Source organism: Corynebacterium sp. HFH0082, assembly GCF_000411235.1.
Taxonomy (GTDB): domain Bacteria; phylum Actinomycetota; class Actinomycetes; order Mycobacteriales; family Mycobacteriaceae; genus Corynebacterium; species Corynebacterium jeikeium_D.
In genome coordinates this window covers 969,732-995,556 of sequence record NZ_KE150404.1, presented here as the reverse complement: position 1 = coordinate 995,556, position 25,825 = coordinate 969,732, and the positions used below count along the sequence as shown (strand labels likewise).

Below are 25,825 nucleotides of genomic sequence, written 5' to 3'. Positions count from 1 at the left end.
GCTGAATAACCGGCCGCGGGTAGTGCTCGACGGGTTAACTCCCCGGGAGGTAATCTCTGGTGTTATCCATGATGCAATGACCGCCTGACCCTACCCCCAGAAAATTGCATTGAAACTGTCATAAAGGTAGTCAGTAACTCCTTCGGCAAACCGCCACCCGTCGAACACCACTCGCCACGCGCCACCCACCACGCGCCACCCACGCCCCCATACACAGCAGCCTCCACCCCCACAACCGACCACGCCCCAGAACCAATCAAACCAATCCGTACTAAGCGGGCTATAGCACTCTCGACACAGATACGCACACCCTCTTACCTTGGGTTTTTCCAAAACTTTGCAATAGACAGCTTGGTTCACTATTGTTTGTAAGCAACGTTTTGAACAACCTCAAAAAACCGCAAGGAAGTATCTGAAATGACCACCAAGTACGACAACAGCAACGCCGCCAACTGGGGCCTGTCCACTCGCGCTATTCACGCCGGCTTCGCTCCGGACGCACAGACCTCCGCGCGCAACCTGCCGATTTACAACACCTCCTCCTACGTCTTCGATTCCGCTGAGCACGCTGCCAACCGCTTCAACCTCTCGGATGCAGGCCCGATTTACTCCCGCCTGACCAACCCGACTGTGGATGCCGTCGAGCAGCGCATCGCCAGCCTCGAGGGCGGCGTCGCTGCCGTACTGTTCTCCTCCGGCCAGGCAGCTGAGACCGCTGCTGTCCTCACCCTGGCTCGTGCAGGCGACCACTTCGTCGTTTCGCCACGCCTCTACGGCGGTACTGAGACCCTGTTCAAGGTCACCCTGCCGCGCCTTGGCATCGACTGCACTTTCGTCGAGAACCCGGATGACCCGGAGTCCTGGCAGGCAGCAGTTCAGGACAACACCGTCGGTTTCTACGGTGAGTCCATTGCCAACCCGCAGATCGATGTCCTCGATATCCCGGCCATCGCCGAGGTTGCACACCGCAACAACGTTCCGCTGATTGTCGACAACACGGTTCCGACCCCGGCCCTGCTGCGCCCGCTCGAGCACGGTGCTGACGTCGTGGTTTCCTCCACCACCAAGTTCCTGACTGGTAACGGCTCCTCCCTTGGCGGTGTCATCGTCGACGGTGGCAAGTTCGACTGGACTCAGACCCGCAACGGCCGTTCCATCTTCCCGAACTTCACCGAGGCCGACGAGGCTTACCACGGCCTGAAGTTCGCCGACCTGGGCGCCCCGGCCTTCGCACTGCGTGCTCGCGCTGGCATTCTCCGCGACACCGGCGCTGCCCCGGCTCCGTTCAACGCCTGGGTTCTGGCTCAGGGCCTCGACACCCTGGCTCTGCGCATCGAGCGCCACAATGAGAACGCCAAGGCTGTCGCTGAGTTCCTCGAGAACCACCCGCTGGTCGCCAAGGTCAACTACGCTGGCCTGCCAAGCTCCCCGTGGTACGAGACGCTGAACAAGCTGGGCCTTTCCGGCGCCAGCGGCGTACTCTCCTTCGACCTGAAGGATGCCGACACCGCCAAGGCTTGGAAGTTTATTGACGCTCTGAAGCTGCACTCCAACGTCGCCAACATCGGCGACGTCCGCTCGCTGGTTGTCCACCCGGCCACCACCACCCACTCCCAGTCCGATGAGGAGGGTCTGACCCGCGCCGGCATTTCCCAGGCCACCGTACGTCTCTCCGTCGGTATCGAGAACATCGATGACATCATCGCCGATCTCGAGAGCGGCTTCGCAGCACTCGCGTAGACCGTTTGTACACAGACACAGAACGGACTAAGTAGTCTATAAGGCATGAGCTTTTCCCCATCTACCCCGGCCGCGCTCCCACCCGAGGGCGAGCCGGGGCGTGTCTTTATCGGCGATGTCACAACCGAGGCTGGCGCGGTCATCCCCGACGTCACCGTCGAGTTCGAACGCTGGGGCCGGCTTAACGACGACTGCTCGAATGTCATCCTCCTCGAGCACGCTCTAACCGGCGACGCCCACGCTTCCGGCCCCTCGGATGAGTACCACCCGACTGCGGGTTGGTGGAACGGGATGATTGGCTCTGCCCGCGCACTGGACACCGATGAGTACTGCATTATCTGCACCAACGTCATCGGTGGCTGTCGCGGTACAACCGGCCCTTCCAGTCCACATCCGGACGACGGCAAGCCCTGGGGCTCTCGCTTCCCCGCTATCTCCGTGCGCGACACGGTGACAGTGGAGCACCTTGCGCTGCAAGAACTGGGAATTTCCCGCCTCCAAGCTGTCATTGGCGGCTCGTTGGGTGGTGCCCGCGCGCTTGAGTGGTCACTGATGCACCCGGATTTCGTCGGCAAGGCATTGGTGATGTGTGTCGGCGCACGTGCGTCTGCTTGGCAGATTGGTATTCAGTCTGCGCAAATTCAATTCATTGAGTCCGATCCCGATTGGCATGGCGGCGACTACTACGACCGTGGTGTGACCCCGGCCCGAGGTCTGGGTTTTGCACGCAGGGTCGCGCATTTGACGTACCGTGGCGAGCTGGAGATGGATGATCGCTTTGGCGCGGCAGCGCAGCCTGGTGAGGATCCGCTGGGCGCGATGCGCACGGAAGATCGCTTCCAGGTAGAAAGCTACTTGGATCACCAAGCGGAGAAGCTTGCTCAGCGTTTCGATGCAGGCTCGTATGTCGTGCTCACCGATACCTTGAATCGGCACAATATTGGCCGTGATCGCGGTGGCCTCAATGAAGCGCTGCACTCGTCAACCGTGCCGACCATGGTTGCCGGTGTGGACACGGACATTCTCTACCCCTTCCACCAGCAGGAGCACCTCGCCCGCAATCTGGGCAACTGCTTGGGGCTAGAAAAGATTGAATCCGCCGTGGGGCACGACGGATTCTTGACGGAGTTCGAGCGAGTGGATTCGATTGTGCGTAATTTCCTCGCTCGCGATGTCAGTTAATGTCAGCTAGCTTCCCAGCGCATCCACGCTGACTGCAAGGAATACGATTCCCATCCCGATTATGGAGCAAAACCATAGGTCAAAGGCCCGGGATCGTACAGAGAACACACCTAGAATGCTGTCCGGCAGGTACTGCCTAGCCACACCGAGCAGCATCATTGTGCTTCCCAGCATGAATGTGGCGCGTCGCCACCGCTCCAGCCCCAGGAACACAACGAAGGCGGACATGCCGAAAAAGAGCGCGCCGTAAATCGTATACTGCACCCACATTGGCCACGATGCCCCCGGCGGCGGGGTATTCGGGCTGTGCGGGTTCAGCATTGGATCCGGCAGGTCTTCCCGCCGGGCACGCTGCGCAATTTCCCTTTTCGACACGAGTTGTTCCTCCTGGCTGGCTAGGCCAGGCCAGCGAGCTTTTCAGCGCGCTCGACGACATTGCGTACGAGGAAAGCGCGAGTCAGTGGGCCGACACCACCTGGGTTCGGGGATACGTAACCGGCAATGCCCCAGACGTCATCAGCAACGTCACCGGCCAGCTTGCCGTCGACACGCGAAACTCCCACGTCGAGTACAGCAGCGCCAGGCTTGACCATGTCTGCAGTAAGCATATGAGCGACACCAGCGGCTGCGATGATGACATCAGCCTGACGGGTTTCAGCGGCCAAGTCCTTGGTGCCGGTGTGACATAGCGTCACGGTGGAGTTCTCGCTGCGGCGAGTGAGCATCAGGCCGATTGGGCGACCAACGGTGACACCGCGGCCGATAACAACAACCTTGGCACCGTTGAGCTCGACGCCGAAGCGTCGCAGCAGGTGGATACAGCCGTTTGGAGTACACGGCAGTGGTGCTGGCTCATTGAGGACCAGCTTGCCCAGGTTTACCGGGTGGAGGCCATCGGCGTCCTTCTCCGGATCGATGAGTCCCAGAATACGGTTTTCATCCAGGTGCTTCGGCAGTGGCAACTGAACAATGTAGCCTGTGCACTCCGGGCTTTCATTCAGCTCGGTGATTACTGCCTCGAGCTCTTCCTGCGTGGTGTCAGCCGGAAGGTCACGGCGGATAGAGGCGATACCAATCTGCTCACAGTCGCGATGCTTCATCTTGACGTAAGAGTGGCTGCCCGGATCATCACCAACCAACACGGTGGCCAGCCCCGGGGTGTAGCCGGCTTCCTTCAAACGCTCAACGCGCTTTTCCAGGTCTTCAAAGATTTCGTCTCGGTAGAGTTTGCCATCAAGCTTTGTCGCTGCCATGGCATTTATCTTAGGCACAGGAGCGAATAATGCCCAGAAATGCCCCGTAACAGCCCTCGCCTTGACCCTATTTACCGCCCATAAAGCCCTGCTGACGCCAGACTTCATAAGCAGCCACTGCTGCGGCGTTGGAAAGATTCATGCTGCGACGAGCTGGCAGCATCGGAATTCGGATTAATTGTGTAATTCGCGGATCATCGAGCACTGACTGTTCCAACCCGGTTGGCTCCGGGCCAAAGAGCAGTACATCGGTATTCGTGTACTCAATATCGGTGTGCCAAGTGTCAGCGTGAGCGGTGAAAGCAAAGATGCGGCACCCTTGGCTGGCAAAGGCCTCCAACGCTTGATCGATGGAATCGTGAATACGCACATCGGCCAGGTCATGGTAATCCAGCCCGGCGCGACGCAGATTCTTGTCATCGAAGTTGAACCCCAATGGCTTGGCCAGATGCAGCATAGCTCCAGAGCCCGCACACATGCGGATAGCGTTTCCGGTGTTCGGCGGGATGACAGGCCGGTCAAAAAGCACGTGGCAGGTGTGGCTCGTAATCCAGTCTGTGGAGTTCGTTGGCTCGGAGTTCGTTGGCTCGGTCGTGGCGCTATTCATTTCTTCCGTCAGTTCTTTTCCGCTGTTTCTTTTACTGCTCGTTGTTGGTTTCTGCTGCCGCTGTCGTGGCAGGCGCCGCATCGCACACACCGTGCTCGGTGAAAAACGCGATGATGGTCTCACCGATTAGCGCTCGGCTCCTCGGCTTCGAGAACTTATGGCCCTCTCCCTCGACCACTAGAAAATCGGTGGCCACGCCGTATGCGTCCATGGCGTTGCGCATCTGACCGGACTCTCGCGGAGGCACGTTGGTATCCCACTCGCCGTGGATAAAGAGCGTTGGAACCTTCATTTCCTCCGCACGGTGCAGCGGCGAGATATCGCGCAGAAGCTCAGCATCCTGGTACGGGTAGCCGTATCGAGGGAACGCGGCCTGCGCCAACCAAGGCTCGGTGGATTGGTAGTAGGTTTCAAAACTTGTCATTCCGCAGGCATCGACGATGGCCGCAAACTGATCCGGGTACCATGCCGAGGCCAACAGCGACATGAAGCCACCGTAGGATCGCCCGCCCAGAGCAATGCGTTCTGGGTCCGCCAACCCGGCATCAACGAGGAAGGAACGCGCCGCTGCGATATCCGCAATAGCGGCAAAGCGCCCATAGCGGTCGCCCGCGTGCTCAAATGACCTACCGGACCCCGAGGAACCGCGCACATTAGGAGTGAACACCACGAAGCCCGCCTCCACAATGCTGGCTAGAACATCGTGGTGGATGGGTTTCGCCTGCAGTTCTGGTCCGCCGTGGATGTGGATGAAAGCCGGCGGTAGCGCGTTTCCGGAGACGTCATTAGAACTATTGCGCACCGACTCCGGAAGGTAGAGCCAGCCAGACAGTTCCAACCCATCGCGGGAGACAAAGTAGACCAGCTCTGGAGCCGGCATGGTCTCCAGATTCTTCTCTTCCAGAGCCAAAATCCGTTCGGTGCGTTCCATATCCAATGGCTCAATGACACCACCGATATTGCGCAGAATCTCCACCGTTGGCGCAAGGCCTGGCCCTTCTACTGTCAGGGAGATCAGCTCACCGTCACCGGAGATTGACAGCTCGCGCGCAACCATGCCCGGCAATTCCACATTGCGGCGCACCATCACCCGCATGTCGTCAGTCTGCGGGTGAAGGCCAAGGGTAAGCACCTCAAGCGTGCTGACCCCACCGCTGTTCCACAGCACAGCCGCAGTGGAGGAATCCTCACTGATGACAAATTCTTCGACGTCTTGATCCGGATTGCCAATGAACTCCTCGACATCAACTTCGATGCCGATCTTCATATCCAAAATCTCCGCTGCGGTCGATTCCGCTGTGCGCGGCTCAGTAGTGCTGATACCGCTATCGGGAGTAATACCCAGGCGCAGGATGCGACGCTGTTCCGCGCCATGATCTGAGAGCACGAACGCGGTCAGCTTCTCCTGCCCCGGATGCGCCAATAAGACACCGGCATCTGTGGTGGAGCCGGGATCGGACGGCAGCAGCGGCTGCCACTGCTGCCCCGGTCCGACCAGCAGTAGCTCACGGTGACCTCGTGGCCCCACCCGCACGAGGCCAAACCCACCTTCAGCCGCTACCAGCTGGCTGTCAGTGCGTTTATCAATGACCTCATACTTTGAGTCCGTCGGGTTGACCAAACGCGCATAGTTAATGCCCTGGGCATCGACCGCGTTCATCGCTAGGAGATCATTATCCCATTCCACCAGTGTGGCGCGCATATCCGCATCCATACGCAGGGGGCGGGCACCGTCGACCTCCGGATTGGTGGATACCAGCCAGGTCTGCAGTCGCTCCGTACCGTACGGAGAGACCTCGCAGGCGATCCACTTTCCATCCGGGGAGTGCAGCACCCTGGTAACCGGGCCTTCCACCGGCAGTTTCACGGGGCGCTCCACACCTAGCCCCTCCGGAGTAATCTCCTGCTGTACCGCACGCGGGTAGCCGCTATCGCGGACAATAAAGGCGATTGCACTCCCATCCGGTGCTAACGAGGATTCATAGGTCTGGCGCATGACAATCCATTCTAGTAGTCAGCGAAAATCTCTACTTCGACCTGCCACCACTGGCTGACCCAGAGCCTCGGACATATCCACCAGACGATCGGCCACGATTGTCACCGCACCAGAGGCTGTCTGCGCGATACCGCGCACCACCATCGCCCGCGAATTCACCGCTACCGGCCGAAATCGATTCCACAGCCCCGGCGTACATAGCACATTCACCAGCCCAGTTTCGTCCTCCATTCCCAAAAATGTCACTCCGCCAGCGGTCCCCGGACGTTGCCTATGCGTCACGACTCCCGCCACTTCTACTCGTGTTCCGTCGGGCACTGCTTTCAGTTCCGCCGCAGGCACCACTCCACGTTCCTGCAGGTCTGCCCGCAACGCGGCCACCGGGTACTGCCCCGGGGTCACTCCCGTTGCCATCAAATCGGCAGCTGCCAGCTCAAACTCCGTCATGCCGGGCAACGCCGGTGCGTCGGCAAGCGTGAGCCCCGGCAGCATGCCCTCACTTTCCGTCGCCGCCACGCCCGCCGCCCACAGTGCTTGACGACGGTCAATCCCCAGCGACCCAAGTGCTCCTGCGCGCGCCAGTGCTTCCATGTGCCCAACACCCAGCCGAGCTCTGCGGGCGACATCTGCTGCGTTGACAAATGGCCGCGCTGCGACGATACGTTCCGCCACGTCATTGCCCACACCGGCAATGGCACCGATCCCCAAACGAATACGACCATCGATGACGCTGGCTTCCACGCCTGAAACTGCGATATCCGGACCATCGCAGCCGATACCGTGCCGGCGGGCATCGGCAATCAACGACTGCGGAGAGTAAAACCCCATGGGCTGAGCACGGAGCAACGCTACACAGAACTCCGCCGGATAGTGGTACTTAAACCAGGCCGAGAAATACACCAAGGAGGCAAACGACTGCGCGTGTGATTCAGGGAAACCGTAGGCGGCAAAGGCCACTATCTTGTTCCACAGTTGTTCCCCAATATCCGCATCAATGCCACTGGTGCGCTCCAGCCCAGCCAGAAAACGGGCATGGAGCGCTTCCATTTTGGCCACTGAGCGCTTCGACCCCATAGCGCGGCGCAGCGAGTCCGCTTCCGCCCCGCTGAAATCCGCCGCATCGACGGCCATTTGCATCAGCTGCTCTTGAAATAGCGGAATGCCCAGTGTCTTCCCGAGAGACTTCTCCAACACCGGATGCTCATAGGTCACCGGTTCGAGTCCATTTCGGCGGCGAATGTAGGGGTGCACGCTACCGCCTTGAATGGGGCCTGGGCGAATGAGTGCCACCTCCACCACCAGATCAAAGAACTCCCTCGGCTTCAGTCGGGGCAAGGTGGCCAGCTGCGCGCGCGATTCCACCTGAAACACGCCCACCGCGTCCGCGCGTGCCAACATCTCGTAAACCTCCGGTTCAGCGACATCTATTTCCCACAGGTTCACTCGGCGCCCATGCTGTTCATAGACCAAGTCAATGCAATGGTGGATGGCCTCCAGCATTCCGAGGCCAAGCAGGTCGAACTTCACCAGTCCCGCTGCCGCACAGTCATCCTTATCCCACTGCACTACCGAGCGACCTTCCATGCGTGCCCATTCCACTGGCACGACATCCGCAATCGGCCGATCACAAATCACCATTCCGCCAGAGTGAATACCTAGATGCCGAGGCTGCCCACGAAGCTGCTCCGCCAGTTGCTGCACCGGCTCCGGCGGGCACGCCTCCCGGTCTCTGACCCACGCATCGATAACGCCCGGCGAGTACCCCAACACCCGCGCCGCATCGCGCAATGCACCGCGCCGCCGGTAGGTAATGACATTGGCCACCTGCGCGGCATTGTCACGACCATACTTTTCATAGACGTATTGGATGACCTCTTCCCTACGACCAGACTCAATGTCTACATCGATATCCGGTGGCCCATCCCGTTCTGGCGACAAAAACCTCTCGAACAACAGCCCGGCACTAATGGGGTCAACATTGGTGATCCCCAGCGCAAAACACACCACCGAGTTAGCGGCCGAACCGCGCCCCTGCGCCAGAATTCCCGCCCGGCGACAGAACTCACAGAGGTCATGCACGATGAGGAAGTAGCCTGGAAAACCCAGCTCTCGAATCACAGTCAGCTCATTCTCTAACTGCGCCCACGCCCGCGCTTGCACGGAGCTATCCCCAGCTCCATCGGCCGGACCATACCGCCGCCGCGCCCCCGCACGAGCAATTTCCCGTAGCCACGAATCCTCATCGTGACCAGCAGGAACCTCCCAGCGAGGCAACTCAGGCGCAATGAGATCAAGCGTAAAAGCACACTCACCTGCAATGTCCTGTGTTGCCTGCAGCACCTGCGCCCCCAGATACCGTGTTGCCGCCGATAGCTCCTCCCACGAACGCAACCAAGCTCCGCCTGCGGGCTCCAGCCGTGACTCGAACCCGTCTAAGTCCTCCCGCACAGCAAGGGCCTGCTTCGCCCCGGCCAACCGGCTTGCCGCAGGCGAGGCCGCCGTCGCAGCAGAGGAAACCACCTCCCGCAGGCCATACTTCACAGCTGCGGCCGAAATAGCCTCCTCATCATCGGCCGCCTCTGCTGTGGAGCTCAGGCGGTGCTCGAGCGCCACGTTCTCCGCACCGAAGGCCGCAATGAGCTCTTCCAAGTCGCCGACCCAGCTGACGTCGGCAAGCACCTGCCAGAAACCACCTGCGGCCTCCCCTAACTCTGGCAGCGAGGGATAGCGGACGACGGACTTCTCCCCTGCCGACATATGCGCATCACACAGCGTGTGGCTCAGGCGCCGATAGCCCTCGGGCCCCCGCCCCAGCACTGTGAGGGGCCGCTGCGGAAGCCCCAGCTCCGCGCCGATGATTGTGGCGATACCAGCCTCCGCTGCAGCCTCGGCAAAACGAGCGATTCCATAGAAACCATCGCGATCTGCGAGCCCCAACACGTTTAACCCCAAACGCGCAGCCTCGGACACCAATTCTTCCGGATCCGATGCGCCATGCAGGAATGAATAGCTCGAACGACAGTGCAATTCCGCCTTAATATCCGCAGGCGAAAATGACACGCCACCTCCGCCACTAACACCGCTTTCCGGAGCTTCAAAAGCCCCAACGATGGAATCTGACAGCTGCCCCCGCCAGCCATTGAAGCTGCCATTAGGCTGTAGTTTTCCTGAAAATTTACCCGATAGAATACGCTCAATCCGCGACCAGCTCAGTGGCCGACCGGACTGCTCCGACTGTCCGTCCGAGATGTTTTCCATGCCATGAACATTAACCCACCCTACGGACTACATTCAAACGTATTTTCGATTAGTATGTGCATTAAGCGCCACCCCCGGGACGCATCCGTAAGTCACACCTCAGCCACGTTCGACTGTTTAGGCTGAAGTTGAATTTTCAGCACTACCTGGGCAAGTGCTAGCCTTAACCCCAGAATTAAAGACAGCTTGGTCTAGTTCTGCCTTAAAACTTCAGCTAACAAATCCCATTAAATAAGGAGACCCCTCGATGAACCTCAAGCGTTTTTCCGCCGGTGTACTTACTGTCGCGTTCGCCGCAACCGGCCTTACCGCCTGTGGCAGCTCGGATGACGCCATTCGTATCGGCACCACGGATGCCGGCAAGAAGGCCTGGACCGTTTTCGAGCAGAAGGCTTCTGAACAGGGCATCGATCTGGATGTTCAGCCCTTCTCCGACTACCAGACCCCGAACCGTGCACTCGATGAGGGCCAGCTCGACGTCAATCTCTTCCAGCACATCAAGTTCTTGGCTGAGTACAACGTCGGCGCTAAGTCGGACCTGACTCCGATTGGCTCGAGCGAAATTGTCCCGCTGGCTCTGTTCTGGAAGGACCACAAGTCGGTTGATGAGCTGGAGAAGGGCACCGAGGTCGTCATCCCGAACGACCCGTCCAACCAGGGCCGCGCTATTAACGTGCTGGTTCAGGCTGGCCTGCTGAAGCTGAAGCAGGATGACCTGCTGACCCCGTCCCCGGCCGACATCGATAAGGAAGCTTCCAAGGTCACGGTTCTGCCGGTGGATGCCGCTCAGACTCCGGCCGCCTACGGTGAGGGCAAGCCTGCCATTATCAATAACTCCTTCCTGGACCGCGCTGGCATCGACCCGAACACCGCCATCTTCCAGGATGACCCGAACTCCACGGAGGCAGAGCCGTACATCAACGTCTTTGTCACCAAGGCTGAAAATGCTGACAACCCGAAGTACGCGGAGCTCTCCAAGATCTGGCACTCCAAGGAGGTCCAGGACGCAGTCGCTGAGGACTCCAAGGGCACCTCGGTTCCGGTTGACCGTTCGGCTAAGGAGCTGCAGGACATTCTGGATCGCGTCGAAGAGCAGCAGCGCGAGCAGAACTAACGCCACTGCCACCTAAGCACCGCCCAACACCAGGGAACACAGACCAAGGGGCACTGATTCACTCGTGACCAACAAGGGAACGAAGCTCGAATTCCGCGAGCTGAACAAGCAATTCGGCGACGTCACCGCGCTCGCCGACATCAACCTAACCGTTGAACCCGGCGAAATCCTCGGCGTCATCGGTTATTCCGGCGCTGGTAAATCAACGCTCATCCGTATGATTAACGGCCTGGAAAAGCCAACCTCCGGGCAGGTTTTGCTAGATGACACCGACATCGTCGGCATCTCCGAGCGCCAGCTACGGGGTCTGCGCCGCAATATCGGCATGATCTTCCAGCACTTCAACCTCTTCCATTCGCGCAACGCGATTCGCAACGTTGAATACCCGCTGGAACTGGCCGGGATGCCGAAGGCCAAGCGCCGCGCTCGCGCCCAGGAGCTGTTGGAGTTTGTCGGCCTCGGCGACAAAGCGGAGTCCTTCCCAGAGCAGCTCTCGGGTGGACAGAAGCAGCGTGTCGGCATCGCCCGTGCGCTCGCCACCGAACCGACGCTCCTGCTTGCCGACGAAGCCACCTCGGCACTCGACCCGGAAACTACTTCCGGTGTCCTGGATCTGCTGCGTCGCATCAATCGCGAAATGGGCGTCACTATCGTGCTGATTACCCATGACATGTCGGTTGTACGCGGTATCGCTGACCGCATGGCCATCATGGAAAATGGTCACATCGTCGAAACCGGTACGGTCCACGAGGTCTTCGCCAATCCCAAGACTGAGGTTGGCCGCCGCTTCGCCACCACCGCACTGCGCGATGTTCCAATTGGCCGTGAACGCGATTCGGTGAATCAGTCTGCCGAGAGCGCAGCGGCTCGCCTGATCACCATCACTATCAATGACGGTGTTGACCTCGGTGCTCTAGCACAGGCCACTAGTGCCCACGGTGTCGCCGCCTCGGTGGCACACGGTGCAGTCGCCAATGTGCAGGCGAAGTCCTACGGTCGCCTTACTTTGCGGTTGACTCCGCTGACAGGCAATTCCGCCTCGGATTCCTCTGATTTCGATGCCGCCATTGCTGCTATTTCCGAACTGACACAGGTAGAGGAGCTTGCATCATGATCGGTCTCTTAAACTCTCTGCCATCGGTGAGTGGCAAGGACACCAACTGGGATAGCCTCGGCCCGATGCTGGGCGAGGCATTCGGCCAGACGCTCTACATGGTCTGTGTCGCCATGCTGATTGGCGGTGTCGCAGGTCTGGCAATCGGCGTGCTGCTCTACACCACCCGCGATGGTGGCGTACTGCGCAACAAGTTTGTCTACCAGGTCCTCAATGTCCTGATTAACTTTGTCCGCCCAATCCCGTTCATCATCCTGGTTACGGCCATCGGCCCACTGACAAAGAACGTGGTCGGCACCACGATCGGCACCGAAGCCGCAGTGTTCGTCATGTCGATTGCCGCCACCTTCGCCATCGCGCGCCTGGTGGAGCAAAACTTGATGTCCATCGACCCCGGCGTGATTGAGGCCGCCCGTGCGATGGGCGCAAGTCCGTGGCGCATCATCCGGACGGTCGTCGTGCCGGAGGCACTGGGCCCGCTGGTACTGGGCTACACCTTCGCCTTCATCGCCGTGGTCGACATGTCAGCTATGGCCGGCTACATCGGCGGTGGCGGACTGGGCAACTTCGCAATCACCTACGGTTACCAGGCATTCGACTGGAACGTCACCCTGGTGACAACCCTGGTCATCATCTTCATCGTCCAGTTGGCGCAGATCTTCGGCAACTGGCTCTCCAAGAAGATTATGCGCAGGTAGCCGCGCACATTAGCTAGCCACTAGCTAGCGGCGGGTTACCTCGACCGCAGCCCAGCCCTTCTTTGGCCCTGGAGCATCACCGCAGGAAGACACAACGCCTTCCGTGGTGATTTTCTCCAGGGCCACTTCATATTCCACGACCTTGTCGCGGTCGCTGGGGCCGTCGTAAAGCGCGACGACTGCAGTCGTGCCGTCGACGTCAACGCGTGCGACATCGTCTACGCCCCACGCATCTGCTTGACGACGCACAGCCAACTCGGCCGCCTGCCCCTGCGGAGTGTAGATACCACGGCCGCGGCAGCCCTCTGCATGCACGATGCCCTGCTGAGCGTCTTCGATGACCCCCTTGGCATCCATCGCACTCAGACGTCCAAAGCTGTAATTCCATGGCAACAGCACGCTGGCCGGCGCAAAGCGGTGCCCCTTAGAGTGCGAGGTTTCCCAAACAACCTCTGGGTAGAGATTGTGCATCGCAGCAGCGAGCGGGCGACCTTTAATCGCACAGCAACGATCGCGCTTACCGTGCGTACAGATGAGAAACAGTGGATGGTCCAGACGAGTGGCCCCCTCGGTGGGCTGGCCAAGGCGGATATCCAGAGTCATCAGGTCTTCAACATCGGCAACCATGCGATGTTCGAGAAAAACCTCAGAGCCATCCACTGATTCACAATGCGCGATATAGACGTTAACGCCATCACACGGCTGCTGGCCGATTCGGCCTGGCTTTCGAATCAGCTGCAACGCGCCGCCGCGTTCAGACAACCAGGCCTCTACCTGACCGGTGATCTCTGCTCCCCATACCCCGCCGTCAAAAATATCGTGCGACCAACCGAGTTGGTGCTCCAACGCAATAAAGAGCTTTCCGGTCTTCGCAGTACCGGGAAGCGGCTCAGTCATCCGAGCGGAACAGGTGGTATCAAATTTGGCCTGGCTCATACGCCTAAGCGTAATTGAGTGCCCCCTGCGATTGGGTCTTAGGTCGCAGCGTTCACCCCTGTTTTATTACTATTGTGCAACACTTTGACAACAAATACTTCTGACCTCGACTTTTGTAGTTCAGCTTGTTGAAATTCCGTAACTGCGCACATACCGTCAGACGTATGAATACGAAATCGCTGGATGTTTCGCGCACCCGTACCCGTATCGCGGCATCCCTGTGCCTCGCATTGGGCCTGGCTCTCGGCGCTTGCTCCTCTGACTCATCCTCAGACTCGGCTGCTGCAGTGTCTATGAAGACTGACTCAACCGCTGGCACCTCCGATTTGTCAAGCAGCTCTAGCAGCTCCACTAGCTCATCTGCGGCGGCGCAAACCACCATGGATGACGATGCTGCTCCGGAGGGCGATTTCAATAGTTCCTCCTCAGAAGCTGCCCCTTCCGATGGCGCTTACTTGGGTATTGAAGATGTCCGTGTCGGTTCCCACGACGGTTACGACCGCATTGTCTTTGAACTCATGGGCGAGGGCACTCCGGGATATTTCGTCCGTTACGAGGATGTGCCGACCCAACAGGGCTCCGGCAAACCGATTTCGGTCGACGGCACAGCCAAGCTGGTAATCGACTTGCGGGGCATGGGTTACCCCTTTGATTTCCAGATGGAGGACTTCCCCTCTGACCCGGTCAAGCCGACATCGACGTCCGTCATTAAGGAAGTCGTTGGCGGCGGAACCTTCGAGGGACAGACTCAGTATGTCGTCGGGCTCAAGGGCGATAAGACCCCATTCAAGGTTTTCTCGTTGAGCAATCCGAACCGCCTGGTTATTGACTTCCAATCGAAGTAATCGGGTTGCCCCGAGCTACGCCTCTACGCGTAAGCCCCCTCGATTCTCCATGCGCCGGCATGCCCTATGAGCAACCAGGCGGCGATGGTACCGTCATTCGCCATCGCACGGATTTGTATTCTTGCCGCTCGACGAGCCTCATCGGGCACCCACCAGCGCTCATCAATCGGCCAGGGCCCAGCCCACGATGACACGCGGTACGTTGTCACTCCATGCCGCACCAGAGATGGTTCCGCCGTCATGGTCGCTCGCCCAGTTACACCCACGATCTGCCCATTGGCATCGAGCACTTCCACCTCAGCATTAGCAGTCGCGGGAATAGTTGCCGGATTGGGAGCAAGAACGGCTCCCGGCCACGGCTGATTATTTTCCGCGGTTTTTGTGCTTTTGGGTTTTTCTCCGAAAGCGACAAATCCCACTCTTTCCCCTGGGCCACGCCCGCCCTGCATGATTGGTTGCTGTACTGCCTCTGACCCCAGTAACCCCTGCACACGCTCGGCAGCCCGGCGCGCTTTGGCTCGCGCATCATCGCTGCCGTGCCACAGATCCTGTTTTACAGTACCGGCGGCGACCACATCCAGTGGCTCTAACTGCAGCTCTACAATTCCGCGGCTGTCATCTCCATCATTTTCCTCAGCGCCGTCAACAGTTCCAGCAACAGTGCCGCTGCCTCCTCGTGGCTGCTGCCGATTCCTGTTATTCAGCCAGCCATCCAGCTGCCACCGAACCCTGTCAGCCGTAGTCTGTTCTGCCAATGGCTCAGTGCAGCGCCATACTCTGCGCACCTCTGAGCCGTCACTAAATTGCGCCACCACCGCTAAGCGGTAACACGAATACCCATGGTTAAAAAGTTTTTCATGCAGTTGCCCAGCTAGAAAGCGCGCGACGAATGAGGCCTCATCCACTCTCCGGAGTGGACTTTCCCAAGACTGGTAACTCACCGCCAGTCCTGGCGGCAAAGATCGCGGCGCCACCAACCGCACTTCCCCACGGCAGGCCAAATCGTGCCATCTAGCCCCCTGCGCCCCAAACCTGTTGGCTATATCCCGCTTCGGTAACGCAGCGACATCCCCCAATGTGCGCAGGCCGAGTTCCTGCCACGACTTCGCAAGCTCTGCGGGCATCTCCAGTGCACTTTCCGCCCTCAGCTCCACCAGAGAGATTCCCTGCCGAAATCTTTTGCCTTCATCTTCCCCGGGAGCTACCAGCACTCCCCTGCGCGCTGCCAAAATAGCTGTCACAATATCGTCCGCGAGCCCCAAGCTGCAGTCCACGCCCGGTACCGCAGCGGCATCAAGCAGCTTTTCCAAGGCCACATCCTGTCCGCCGTAATAACGCATTACCCCTCGCGCTGCCACAACCGCCAAGCCTGGCCGTAGAGCTTCAACCCCAGCTGCCACCGCCTCCAACCGTTGCAGCACGGACTCGAATTCCGCAGCGTCGCGCACCGCACTTTCCTCGACAACATCCAGCTCCGGGCACAACGCTTCCGCATGCCGACGACTTTGCCCGCGCCGTACCCCTGCACGGCGCGCACTCGGAGAACAAACAGCTACTCCGCTATCACCCACAATCGCAACTGGACTGAGCGGATTAGCCTGTGACGTCACAGATGCTAGATGCGCTGCCTGCACTGGCCAATCAGGAAGCCAGAGCGCCACCACACGGTTCGATTGCGCCGCTACCACTAGGACCTCCTCTGTGCGGGAAAGGCGACCACATTGTTCTGTTCCACCTGTTCCCCCACCCGCCAACGGCACTGCCTCCGCGGAAACCGCGTCCCCGACACACTGACTTGGTAATCCACTGCTCGAATCCGGCCATAACCAGTACCAAGCCCGGAAACGCCAGCAACAGAGCTGGAAATTTCCGACTCAGCGCCCGGCCACTGCTGCCCGACAAAAACCAGAGCACAACCACTCGTGCGCAGTCGTGCCTGCAGCGGACGTGCCTTCGACGGCGGCGGAGTGCGCGCCAACGAAGCCACCACCAAGTCAACGCCGTCCGCCAACAGCCCAATTACTTCAAGTGGCTGCATTCCAGGATCTGGTACACAGACAATGTTCGATAGCTTCCCGCCCAACTCCACCACGGAGAGCAACCCCTGTTCAGCGAGTCCAACTAGCGCAACATGACCTGTCTTCGTAACTTCCGCGATTAGGCCTGCCAATACCGCACCGGGCTGTTCAATGACACTGACAGCCCCTTTTCGCACTGCTCCCGCCAACGTATTTTCCAACGCCACCGGCACCGGCAGAGCCTCACCGAGCCCAAAGGTTGCACCAGTTGCAGTCCCACCAGACTGGGCCGCCATCGCCTGCCGCAATGCCGCAATAGTCTGCTCCCTAGACTGCCCCGCAGCAATATTGACCGCCGTTGTCACTTCTTGTTCCACCTCATCCCGCTGCTATCCCACTGCCATCTCACTGCCATCCCCACTGCCCTGCCCACCACGAACACTGCTCGAATATTCTTTCCCAACAAGCGGATTAAACACTACCCTAAATAGAATGTACGTTCGATATTAATGTGCGAAGAAAAGCGCCGCACACCACCGCGCGACGCTCTAACCTCAGCCGAGTACTACATTTCGTACTACTTAGGCCTTCACATCGAGAACTACATCGAATTCGAGCAAATCAGCCGACGACGACACCGGCTTGCGCTTTTCGCCCTCATGCGAAGCCTTGAAGGCACGGCCCTCACGCCACCCCTGGTAGGCCTCCTCGCTCTCCCACTCGGTAAAGACAAAGTAGCGGCTCTCTCCTGCAGTTGGACGCAGCAGCTGGAAACCAATGAAGCCCGGCACATCGGTCATCTTTGAAGAGTTAGCGGAAAAGCGACGTTCGAGCTCTTCTCCCGCACCCTCAGGAACGGTAATAGCGTTAATTTTTACAATGCTCATGGTCATAACACTAGCCACACAACTCTCAACAATCTATAGTTCCATCGCTACTAAAATTAAGAAGTATGACAGATTCCAGCCGGCACCAACACTCTTCAGGCTCTTACCAAGACGGGGCCGAACGCACGACAAAATTTATCAATAGTCCCGTGCGCCTGGGGACGGCAATTGGCGTCACCACCGCAGTGATCGCACTGCTCGCATTGCTTAAAGCCCACATCATCGGCTCCATTGGCTGGTGGATCATGATAGCGCTTTTACTGGTACTCATCGGCACCACACTTTTCGTGCGCCAGGCAAAAACACCCACCAAAGAAACTCGGCCCTCCTACTTCGCAGAGCCGATGCGTGAGTCACCAAACGACATCTCGTGGAATAGCAGTATAAGCGTGCTGCTCATCTTCCCCGGAGCATGGATCATTGCCGCCGTCGCCGAACGAATTTCCTCTACACCGGTCGCCTGCATAATGACCCTAGTTCTGTCCGCCATCACCGCTACCTGCGCAATCCTGCCGCGGCAATTCGGATTCCTCCCTCTCGCCGCGCATCTTCCTGACAATTTCGCCCAGCGCTGCCCCTACCCCGCCGACTCACCAGAGGCCCGCATCCTCACAGTCCTCTTCATCGCACGTCTACGCGACGGCTACGTCTTCTTCACCGACCAGCTCCCCTATTTCGCCATGCTTGACGACGATACCGTGAGCGCAGCTCTCCACACCCTAGCCGCCGATAAGCGCATCACCATCGCCAAGAACAATTCGGCCCTGACGGAAAAGGGCCGTGCCCGCGAGTTTGCACAACTCACAGACACGGCCCTTGCCAACTAGTGGCTTACTCCCACTCAATGGTTCCCGGTGGCTTGGAAGTCACATCCAGGACCACGCGGTTGACCTCAGGCACCTCGTTGGTGATACGAGTGGAGATTTTCTCCAAAGTGTCGTACGGAACGCGGGTCCAGTCAGCGGTCATCGCATCCTCAGAGGAAACCGGGCGCAGCACGATTGGGTGGCCATAAGTACGACCATCGCCCTGGACACCGACCGAGCGGACGTCGGCAAGCAGGACGACCGGGCACTGCCAGACAACCTCGTCCATACCTGCGGCCGTCATTTCCTCGCGTGCAATGGCGTCGGCGCGACGGAGGGTATCCAGACGCTCCTCATCGACAGCGCCGATGATGCGGATACCAAGACCCGGGCCCGGGAACGGCTGGCGAGCGACGATTTCTTCCGGCAGCCCCAGTTCGCGGCCGACCGCACGGACCTCGTCCTTGAACAGCAGGCGCAGCGGCTCAACGAGGGTGAACTCAACGTCATCCGGCAGACCGCCGACGTTGTGGTGGCTCTTAATGTTGGCGGTACCAGAACCGCCACCGGACTCAACCACATCCGGGTACAGGGTGCCCTGGACCAGGAAGTCCACGGTCTCGCCCTCCGGAGCGCCCTCCAGCGCCTGTGCGACAGCGCGCTCGAAGGAGCGGATGAACTCACGGCCGATGGTCTTACGTTTGGTCTCCGGATCGGTGATACCAGCCAGAGCATCCAGGAAGACCTTGGAATCGTCGACGGTAATCAGCTTCGCACCAGTTGCGGCAACGAAATCCTTCTCAACCTGCTCGCGCTCGCCCTGGCGCAGCAGCCCATGGTCGACGAAGACACAGGTCAGACGGTCACCAATAGCGCGTTGCACAAGCGCGGCGGCAACTGCGGAGTCAACGCCGCCAGACAGACCGCAAATTGCGCGACCGGTCTCACCGACCTGATTACGGACCTGCTCAATCAGCTCTTCCGCGATGTTAGCGGCAGTCCAGTCCGGCTCCAGGCCAGCAATCTCATACAGGAACTTCTCCAGAACCTGCTGACCATACGGCGAGTGGTTGACCTCCGGGTGGTACTGCACACCGGCCATGCGCTTTTCCAAGCACTCGAAAGCCGCTACCGGAGCACCCTTGGTGGACGCCGTAACGGTGAAGCCCTCCGGTGCCTTAGACACCGCGTCACCGTGGCTCATCCACACCTCGTGTGTCTCCGGCACACCAGTGTGAGCGACACCGCCACCGTCGACGACGTTCAGCTGCGTGCGGCCGTACTCACGGTCACCGGTAGCAGCAATCGTGCCGCCGAGCACCTCAGTCATCGCCTGGAAGCCGTAGCAAATACCAAACACCGGAATGCCCAGCTCAAGCCACTCTGGGTTGAGCTTCGGGGCACCTTCGGCGTAGGCACTGGACGGGCCGCCGGACAGCACCAGCGCAGCCGGGTTCTTGGCCTTAATTTCTTCGGTCGTCGCATCATGCGAGACCACTTCGGAATAAATTTTTGCCTCGCGCACACGTCGCGCGATGAGCTGCGCATACTGCGCACCGAAGTCCACGACGAGGACGGGCTTAGTCACCTGTTCAGACACGCCCTAAAGCTTATCAAGACTTACGGACTGCAGGCATACCCAGGTTCAGTGCAGCCGGAGCATCTTCCGGCACAGCCGGGTTCACCGGAGCAATCGGATCCAGGCGCACGTAGGACTCACCCTGCGCCGGACGCTGATCTTCCTCACCCTTATTCGGCCACAGCGACGTTGCACGCTCCGCATTCGCGGAAATCGACAGTGACGGGTTCACTCCCGGGTTGGCTGCCATCGCCGAACCGTCGTGAATCGAGAGCGTCGGGTAACCCCACACACGCAAGTACGGATCAACAACGCCGTTTTCGGGTGAATCCGAAATCGTTGCGCCGCCAATGAAGTGAGCTGTCAAAGGAATGTTTGCCAACTCACCGATAGTGCCCCCAGCCAGCACACGACCATTCCGACCACGTGCACTGAGCTTGTCCGCCGCACGTTGCGTAGCTTCGTTACCCGACGGAATCCACGTCGGATTCGGCTCCCCCTCGCCCTGCTTACTCATCAGGAAACGCACCGGCCCGATCTTTTGCAGGTACGTCGTAATCGAGTTGTCGCGATTCTGCATCACCAGAGAAATCACGGTGCGCTGCGACCACTTACGCAGATTCACGAGCTGCGTCAGGTAGTTAGGATGCTTTACGACGGTTCCCACAGCCTGCAGCCAACGCGGAGTTGCACGACCTCCTTCGGTCATAATCATCTGCAGCATTGCGATGGCATTAGAGCCCTTACCGTAGCGCACTGGCTCGATATGGGTGTCCTCGTCTGGGAAGAATGACGAAGTGATGGCTACACCGTTAGAGAAGTCGTTTTCCGGGTCCACCTTCGTACCCATCGCGCCCAAAATAGCCTCGGAGTTGGTGCGGGTCAGCTTGCCCAAAGACTTCGGCAGCAGCGGCAAGTGCCCATCGGCCTGCTGGCGGTGCAGCAAATTCTGGGTGCCCCAGGCGCCGGCGGCGAGAATGACGCGCTTAGCGCTAAACTGCTGCTTGCCCTTAGCTACCCAACGACCAGTGCGCTCAGTGTCAATAACCCAGGAGCCATCAGCCTGAGGATGCAGACCGGTAACGGTAGTGCGGTCAAAGACCTGCGCACCGAACTTCTCCGCCAAGTAGAGGTAGTTTTTAACCAGGGTGTTCTTGGCATTGTGACGGCAACCAGTCATGCACTCACCACATTCCGTACAAGCAGTACGGTCCGGGCCAATCCCCCCGAAGTAAGGATCGGAAACTGTTTGCCCTGGCGCACCCTGTCCACCTGTCTTGGCTCCGAAGAACACACCCACCGGAGTCGAGCGGAAAGTATGGCCCACTCCCATATCTTCAGCTACTTCACGCATGACGACGTCGGCAGGCGTGTCGGATGGGTTGGTGACCACCCCGAGCATGCGAGATGCATTGTCATAGTGCGGAGTGAGTTCTGACTCCCAGTCAGTAATGTGCCCCCACTGACGGTGCTGGAAGTATTCAGTGCCCGGCTTATACAGAGTGTTTGCGTAGTTAAGAGAACCACCGCCGACGCCGGCACCAGCGAGAATCATGACATCTTTCAACATGTGCACGCGCTGGACGCCAAAGAGTCCCAGCTTGGGAGCCCACAGGTACTTGTGAAGCCGCCAGCTGGTCTTGGCAAAGTCTTTATCTTCGAACCGTCGACCAGCTTCGAGAACTGCCACTCGGTAGCCCTTTTCGGTCAACCGCAAAGCAGAAACAGAACCACCAAAACCGGAACCGACGATTACAACATCGAAATCACGTTGTTTACTCATGGGAAAAGCCACCTTCTCTAAGGGCGTAACGCTAATGCGCGGAACTCATGTTCCTAACCCTAAGCGGAGGTGGCTTTTCAGTAAGGTAGTTTTGCGAAAAAACTATCCGATTACTTTAATTAAAAACCTTTTGGACGTACCGACAGCTCAACGCGGTGGAAGGACTTCAGGTTGGTAAAGCCGCACTTGGCCATTGCGCGACGCAGGCCACCGGCGAGATTGCGGTCACCGAACGGCGAAGCGGAAGGGCCAAACAGAGCCTCTTCCAGGCTGACCAATTCCTTCTCATCGTCGACGACCGGCCACACCGCACCGCGCGGGTACTTCGGGTGTGCCGCAACAGACGGCCAGGCGTAGCCCTGCCCCGGAGCTTCGTGGACGGTTGCCAGCACACTGGACAGTGCCACAGCATCCGCACCGCAGGCGATTGCCTTGGCAATGTCACCGACGGTATCAATGCCGCCATCGGCAATGATGTGGACGTAGCGCCCCTCGGTCTCATCGAGGTAGTCCTTACGAGCAGCTGCAGCATCCGCAATAGCGGTAGCCATTGGCACATCGATACCGAGCGCATCCGGGGACGTCGTAAAGCCCGTACCGACAATCACACCAGCGGCACCTGAACGCATTAGATGCAGCGCAGTCTGGTAGTCGACAACGCCACCGGCGATAACTGGAACGTCCAGGCTGCCGATGAAGTCCTTGAGGTTTAGTGGTTCACCCTGAGCCGTGACATGCTCTGCGGAAATCAGCGTGCCCTGGATAACCAACAAGTCGATGCCGGCCTTGATAGCCAGCGGAGCCAGCTCACGGGCATGCTGCGGGGAGACACGAACTGCAGTGATCGCGCCGGTTGCGCGAATCTCCTTGATGCGCTCAACCAACAGGTCAGTATCAATTGGAGCAGAGTGCAGTTCCTGCAGCTTGCGGTTCACTGCCTCGGATTCACGCTTGGTGGCGGCATTCTTTGCCAACTCCACCAGCTCGGCGATCTTGTCCTGCGCATCGGCGTGACGGGCCCAGATACCCTCGGCGTTGAGAACCGCCAAACCGCCCAGGCGAGCAAACTCAGCGACGGATTCCGGGCTGGCGATGGCATCTGTCGGATGCATCATCATCGGGAGTTCGAAATCGTAGGCGTCAATTCGCCAGGAGGTATCGACGTCCTTGGACGACCGGGTACGCCGAGTGGGAACGAGTGCAATATCGTCCAACTCGTAGGTCCGGCGTGCCTCGCGGCCAATGCCGATTTCAACGATGTCGCGCATGAGCTTTCCTCACATGCCCTTTCCGTGGAATTTAACTCGACTAAGCCAGTTTAGCGCTGGTAGTAGTTCGGCGCTTCGACAGTCATCTGGATATCGTGCGGGTGCGACTCGCGCAGGCCTGCAGCGGTGATCTGGACGAACTGTGCGTCGTGCAGCTGCTCGACGGTAGCGGAACCGGTGTAGCCCATAGCTGCACGCAGACCACCGACCAGCTGGTGAACGATGGAGTCGATACTGCCGCGGAACGGAACACGACCCTCAATGCCTTCCGGAACCAGCTTCTCTTCGCTCTTGACATCAGCCTGGAAGTAGCGGTCCTTGGAGTAGGAGCGCTTCTCACCGGTCAGGCCGCGGCCCTGCATAGCACCCAGCGAGCCCATGCCACGGTACATCTTGTACTGCTTGCCGTTGACGAAGGTGACCTCACCCGGAGCCTCAGCGGTACCGGCCAGCATCGAACCGAGCATGACGGAGGATGCACCGGCTGCCAGAGCCTTGGCGATGTCGCCGGAGAACTGCATACCGCCATCGGCGATAATCGGAACGCCAGCCTTCTTAGCTGCGACAGAGGCTTCCATGATGGCGGTGATCTGCGGGGCGCCCACACCTGCGACAACGCGAGTGGTGCAAATCGAGCCTGGGCCGATACCGACCTTGATGGCATCTGCACCCGCGTCAATCATGGCCTGTGCAGCGCCACGGGTAGCCAGGTTGCCGCCGATAATCTGGATGTTCTCGCCGAATTCCTTCTTAACGCGGGAGACCATCTCAAGTACACCTGAGTTGTGGGCGTGAGCGGTATCAACAACGAGCACGTCTACGCCTGCGTCAGCCAATGCGTGCGCGCGCTTCCAGGAGTCCTCGCCGGTACCGATGCCAGCACCGACCAGCAGACGGCCGGAACCATCCTTGGAAGCATTCGGGTACTGATCCTTCTTGACGAAGTCCTTGACGGTAATCAGACCAGTCAGGCGGCCTTCGCCATCGACGATCGGCAGCTTCTCCACCTTGTGAGCGCGCAGCAGGTTCAGCGCCGCATCGCCAGACACACCCTGCTCAGCCACGACCAGCGGCATCGGGGTCATGATTTCGGAAACCTTGCGGTTCAGGTCTGCCTCAAAACGCATGTCGCGGTTGGTGCAGATACCGACCAGCTTGCCGTCCTTGTCGACGACCGGCAGGCCCGAGATGCGGTAACGAGCGCACTTGGCATCTACTTCGGCGATGGTGTCATCCGGGGAACAGGTCACCGGGTCGGACACCATGCCAGCCTCAGAGCGCTTCACAATCTCGACCTGCTGAGCCTGCTCCTCGATAGACAGGTTGCGGTGCAGGATACCCATACCGCCCTGGCGGGCCATGGCAACAGCCATGCGGGCCTCGGTGACGGTGTCCATAGCAGCGGACACAACCGGAATGTTCAGACGCAGCTCACGAGTGAGCTGCGTCGAAGTATCAACGCCGGAGGGGATAACGTCCGAAGCATCCGGCAGCAGCAGGACGTCATCGAATGTAAGGCCGACTAGTGGAATCTTGTTGGGATTGTCTCCGCCGAGGCTAATTCCCGTGGGGTTGGTCATGGACTCCTCCTGCTCCACCCTTGCCGACATCCGGCCAGGGGCGCTATCGCTTCGTGGTTGCCAAACGTTATATACAGGGTAGTCCTTCAGTGATGAAACGCGACAATTAGGCGGAGCGACAGGTGCCCGACAAGGGTTAGCCGAAAGCTAGCTGAGGGTTATTCCAAGGTGAACTAAACCCCAACTAAGTGCATCGCCAATCGACAGGATTGCCGTACAGAGCTGTTACGGTAGTGGTTGTGAACCACAACTTTTTCTCATCCATGCCGCGGGATCCGTTCGAAGGAGATCCCAATGACCCGGCAAGCTTTCTCGAGCCGGATGAGCCGTTTGCTCCACTGACAGACCAGGAACGTCGAGAGGTTCTTGAAGATCTGGCCGCAGTTCGCCTATTCCGCACCGCTTTGAGCCCAGAGGGATTACTGGGCGTCTGCATGTTGTGTGAGGACTGCGGTGACGAGCACTTTTATAACTGGGAGGTTTTGGAAAACCACTACCTGATGCTCCTGTCTGGCCAGGCATCCCCGGTTCACGAGCCACAATTCGATCCAGACCCCTCCCGTTACGCCCCATGGGACTACTGCGCAGGCTTTGTCGACGGTTTGCGTTCTCGACGACCTGGCCGTTTCTAAAAATTTGGTAAGAGTTTGACGGAATTGTTTGCGTAGTATCCCGGCTGGCCTCCTTAGGTTTACCAACCGTTCATTGTTGGCCTCCACACTTGAGCTCACTGCTTCAAGAAAGCTCAATGAAGGAGACATCAATTCCGATGACGTACATCGACCACTTGCCCGGGCCCAATGCGGATTTGTGGGATTGGCAGCTGCACGGCTCTTGCCGCGGGCAGGACTCCGCGACCTTCTTCCACCCGGAAGGCGAGCGCGGACGCGCACGCAGCCTGCGTGAAGCCCGTGCGAAGGCTATCTGCCGTTCTTGCCCTGTTCTTATGCAGTGCCGTAGTCACGCACTCAAGGTTGGTGAGCCATACGGTGTCTGGGGCGGTCTCAGCGAATCTGAACGAAATGAAATCCTTCGAGCTAAGCCGGCCGCACGTGAACGCGAACTTGAACGCGTTCTAGTTACTGCCATGTAGTCCCTCCCCTCTCTCGGACTCCAGCCGGTTCACATAAAAACCAAAATGCTCCCCACCCTCAGATTGAA

Annotated in this window: 22 protein-coding genes; 9 read left to right on the top strand and 13 right to left on the bottom strand. The window is 59.1% G+C overall.

Annotated features, from left to right (window positions below; all coding sequences use genetic code 11):
- Positions 1-417: 417 nt before the first annotated feature.
- Together HMPREF1206_RS04255 and HMPREF1206_RS04250 are read left to right on the top strand one after the other, a co-directional pair.
- Positions 418-1,740 (top strand): O-acetylhomoserine/O-acetylserine sulfhydrylase, encoded by a 1,323-nt coding sequence (locus HMPREF1206_RS04255; protein ID WP_016422138.1) that lies wholly within the window; start codon positions 418-420, stop codon positions 1,738-1,740.
- A 45-nt stretch (positions 1,741-1,785) separates the two neighbouring features.
- On the top strand, positions 1,786-2,922 hold the full coding sequence (locus HMPREF1206_RS04250; RefSeq protein ID WP_016422137.1) for a homoserine O-acetyltransferase: 1,137 nt from the start codon (positions 1,786-1,788) through the stop codon (positions 2,920-2,922).
- Between the two features lie 6 nt (positions 2,923-2,928).
- Here the strand turns inward: HMPREF1206_RS04250 and HMPREF1206_RS04245 are convergent, their stop codons facing one another.
- The 5 genes from HMPREF1206_RS04245 to HMPREF1206_RS04225 all read right to left on the bottom strand — a co-directional run bounded on the left by HMPREF1206_RS04245 (position 2,929) and on the right by HMPREF1206_RS04225 (position 10,036).
- Positions 2,929-3,297, bottom strand: coding sequence for a DUF3017 domain-containing protein (locus HMPREF1206_RS04245; protein ID WP_016422136.1), 369 nt, complete (start codon positions 3,295-3,297; stop codon positions 2,929-2,931).
- A 20-nt stretch (positions 3,298-3,317) separates the two neighbouring features.
- Positions 3,318-4,175, bottom strand: a complete 858-nt coding sequence (locus HMPREF1206_RS04240; protein ID WP_042388430.1) for a bifunctional methylenetetrahydrofolate dehydrogenase/methenyltetrahydrofolate cyclohydrolase — start codon at positions 4,173-4,175, stop codon at positions 3,318-3,320.
- 67 nt (positions 4,176-4,242) lie between these two features.
- Positions 4,243-4,782: a tRNA (cytidine(34)-2'-O)-methyltransferase gene (locus HMPREF1206_RS04235; RefSeq protein WP_016422134.1), complete on the bottom strand. Its 540-nt coding sequence runs from the start codon at positions 4,780-4,782 to the stop codon at positions 4,243-4,245.
- A gap of 31 nt (positions 4,783-4,813) precedes the next feature.
- Positions 4,814-6,778: a S9 family peptidase gene (locus tag HMPREF1206_RS04230; protein ID WP_016422133.1), complete on the bottom strand. Its 1,965-nt coding sequence runs from the start codon at positions 6,776-6,778 to the stop codon at positions 4,814-4,816.
- 18 nt (positions 6,779-6,796) lie between these two features.
- Positions 6,797-10,036 carry an error-prone DNA polymerase gene (locus HMPREF1206_RS04225; RefSeq protein WP_016422132.1) on the bottom strand — a complete coding sequence of 1,080 codons (3,240 nt, stop codon included), beginning with the start codon at positions 10,034-10,036 and terminating at the stop codon, positions 6,797-6,799.
- Between the two features lie 247 nt (positions 10,037-10,283).
- Here HMPREF1206_RS04225 and HMPREF1206_RS04220 point away from each other — a divergent pair, with 247 nt between their 5' ends.
- The 3 genes from HMPREF1206_RS04220 to HMPREF1206_RS04210 all read left to right on the top strand — a co-directional run bounded on the left by HMPREF1206_RS04220 (position 10,284) and on the right by HMPREF1206_RS04210 (position 12,962).
- Positions 10,284-11,150, top strand: coding sequence for a MetQ/NlpA family ABC transporter substrate-binding protein (locus HMPREF1206_RS04220; protein ID WP_016422131.1), 867 nt, complete (start codon positions 10,284-10,286; stop codon positions 11,148-11,150).
- Between the two features lie 64 nt (positions 11,151-11,214).
- On the top strand, positions 11,215-12,264 hold the full coding sequence (locus tag HMPREF1206_RS04215) for a methionine ABC transporter ATP-binding protein (protein ID WP_016422130.1): 1,050 nt from the start codon (positions 11,215-11,217) through the stop codon (positions 12,262-12,264).
- 65 nt (positions 12,265-12,329) lie between these two features.
- Complete coding sequence (locus HMPREF1206_RS04210; protein ID WP_224433327.1) at positions 12,330-12,962, top strand: methionine ABC transporter permease; 633 nt, start codon at positions 12,330-12,332, stop codon at positions 12,960-12,962.
- Positions 12,963-12,986: 24 nt separating this feature from the next.
- Here HMPREF1206_RS04210 and HMPREF1206_RS04205 read toward each other — a convergent pair whose 3' ends face one another.
- A complete protein-coding gene (locus HMPREF1206_RS04205) occupies positions 12,987-13,898 on the bottom strand; it encodes a sucrase ferredoxin (RefSeq protein ID WP_016422128.1) in 912 nt (303 codons plus the stop codon).
- A 164-nt stretch (positions 13,899-14,062) separates the two neighbouring features.
- Between HMPREF1206_RS04205 and HMPREF1206_RS04200 the strand changes: the two genes are divergently transcribed.
- Positions 14,063-14,743, top strand: coding sequence for a hypothetical protein (locus HMPREF1206_RS04200; protein WP_016422127.1), 681 nt, complete (start codon positions 14,063-14,065; stop codon positions 14,741-14,743).
- Positions 14,744-14,766: 23 nt separating this feature from the next.
- On the opposite strand, the gene HMPREF1206_RS04195 is transcribed toward HMPREF1206_RS04200, so the two are convergent.
- The 3 genes from HMPREF1206_RS04195 to HMPREF1206_RS04185 all read right to left on the bottom strand — a co-directional run bounded on the left by HMPREF1206_RS04195 (position 14,767) and on the right by HMPREF1206_RS04185 (position 17,648).
- On the bottom strand, positions 14,767-16,431 hold the full coding sequence (locus HMPREF1206_RS04195; RefSeq protein WP_016422126.1) for a DNA polymerase Y family protein: 1,665 nt from the start codon (positions 16,429-16,431) through the stop codon (positions 14,767-14,769).
- Positions 16,431-17,126, bottom strand: coding sequence for a hypothetical protein (locus HMPREF1206_RS04190; RefSeq protein ID WP_016422125.1), 696 nt, complete (start codon positions 17,124-17,126; stop codon positions 16,431-16,433). The genes HMPREF1206_RS04195 and HMPREF1206_RS04190 overlap by 1 nt, the downstream gene beginning before the upstream one ends.
- A 216-nt stretch (positions 17,127-17,342) precedes the next feature.
- Positions 17,343-17,648, bottom strand: coding sequence for an antibiotic biosynthesis monooxygenase (locus HMPREF1206_RS04185; RefSeq protein ID WP_038629377.1), 306 nt, complete (start codon positions 17,646-17,648; stop codon positions 17,343-17,345).
- 65 nt (positions 17,649-17,713) lie between these two features.
- On the opposite strand from HMPREF1206_RS04185, the gene HMPREF1206_RS04180 reads away from it, so the two are divergent.
- Complete coding sequence (locus HMPREF1206_RS04180) at positions 17,714-18,475, top strand: hypothetical protein (protein ID WP_016422123.1); 762 nt, start codon at positions 17,714-17,716, stop codon at positions 18,473-18,475.
- 4 nt (positions 18,476-18,479) lie between these two features.
- Here the strand turns inward: HMPREF1206_RS04180 and guaA are convergent, their stop codons facing one another.
- The 4 genes from guaA to guaB all read right to left on the bottom strand — a co-directional run bounded on the left by guaA (position 18,480) and on the right by guaB (position 24,664).
- Positions 18,480-20,054 (bottom strand): glutamine-hydrolyzing GMP synthase, encoded by a 1,575-nt coding sequence (guaA, locus tag HMPREF1206_RS04175; RefSeq protein WP_042388426.1) that lies wholly within the window; start codon positions 20,052-20,054, stop codon positions 18,480-18,482.
- 13 nt (positions 20,055-20,067) lie between these two features.
- The gene (locus HMPREF1206_RS04170; RefSeq protein WP_016422121.1) at positions 20,068-21,816 is read right to left on the bottom strand and encodes an FAD-dependent oxidoreductase; all 1,749 of its coding nucleotides are present in this window, start codon (positions 21,814-21,816) and stop codon (positions 20,068-20,070) included.
- A gap of 119 nt (positions 21,817-21,935) precedes the next feature.
- Positions 21,936-23,084 carry a GuaB3 family IMP dehydrogenase-related protein gene (locus tag HMPREF1206_RS04165; RefSeq protein ID WP_016422120.1) on the bottom strand — a complete coding sequence of 383 codons (1,149 nt, stop codon included), beginning with the start codon at positions 23,082-23,084 and terminating at the stop codon, positions 21,936-21,938.
- 50 nt (positions 23,085-23,134) lie between these two features.
- A complete protein-coding gene (guaB, locus tag HMPREF1206_RS04160; protein WP_016422119.1) occupies positions 23,135-24,664 on the bottom strand; it encodes an IMP dehydrogenase in 1,530 nt (509 codons plus the stop codon).
- 263 nt (positions 24,665-24,927) lie between these two features.
- Between guaB and HMPREF1206_RS04155 the strand changes: the two genes are divergently transcribed.
- Together HMPREF1206_RS04155 and HMPREF1206_RS04150 are read left to right on the top strand one after the other, a co-directional pair.
- On the top strand, positions 24,928-25,296 hold the full coding sequence (locus tag HMPREF1206_RS04155) for a DUF5319 domain-containing protein (protein ID WP_038629374.1): 369 nt from the start codon (positions 24,928-24,930) through the stop codon (positions 25,294-25,296).
- A 137-nt stretch (positions 25,297-25,433) separates the two neighbouring features.
- Entirely contained in the window at positions 25,434-25,757 is a 324-nt protein-coding gene (locus tag HMPREF1206_RS04150; protein WP_016422117.1) for a WhiB family transcriptional regulator, read from the top strand.
- The last annotated feature ends 68 nt before the right edge of the window (positions 25,758-25,825 follow it).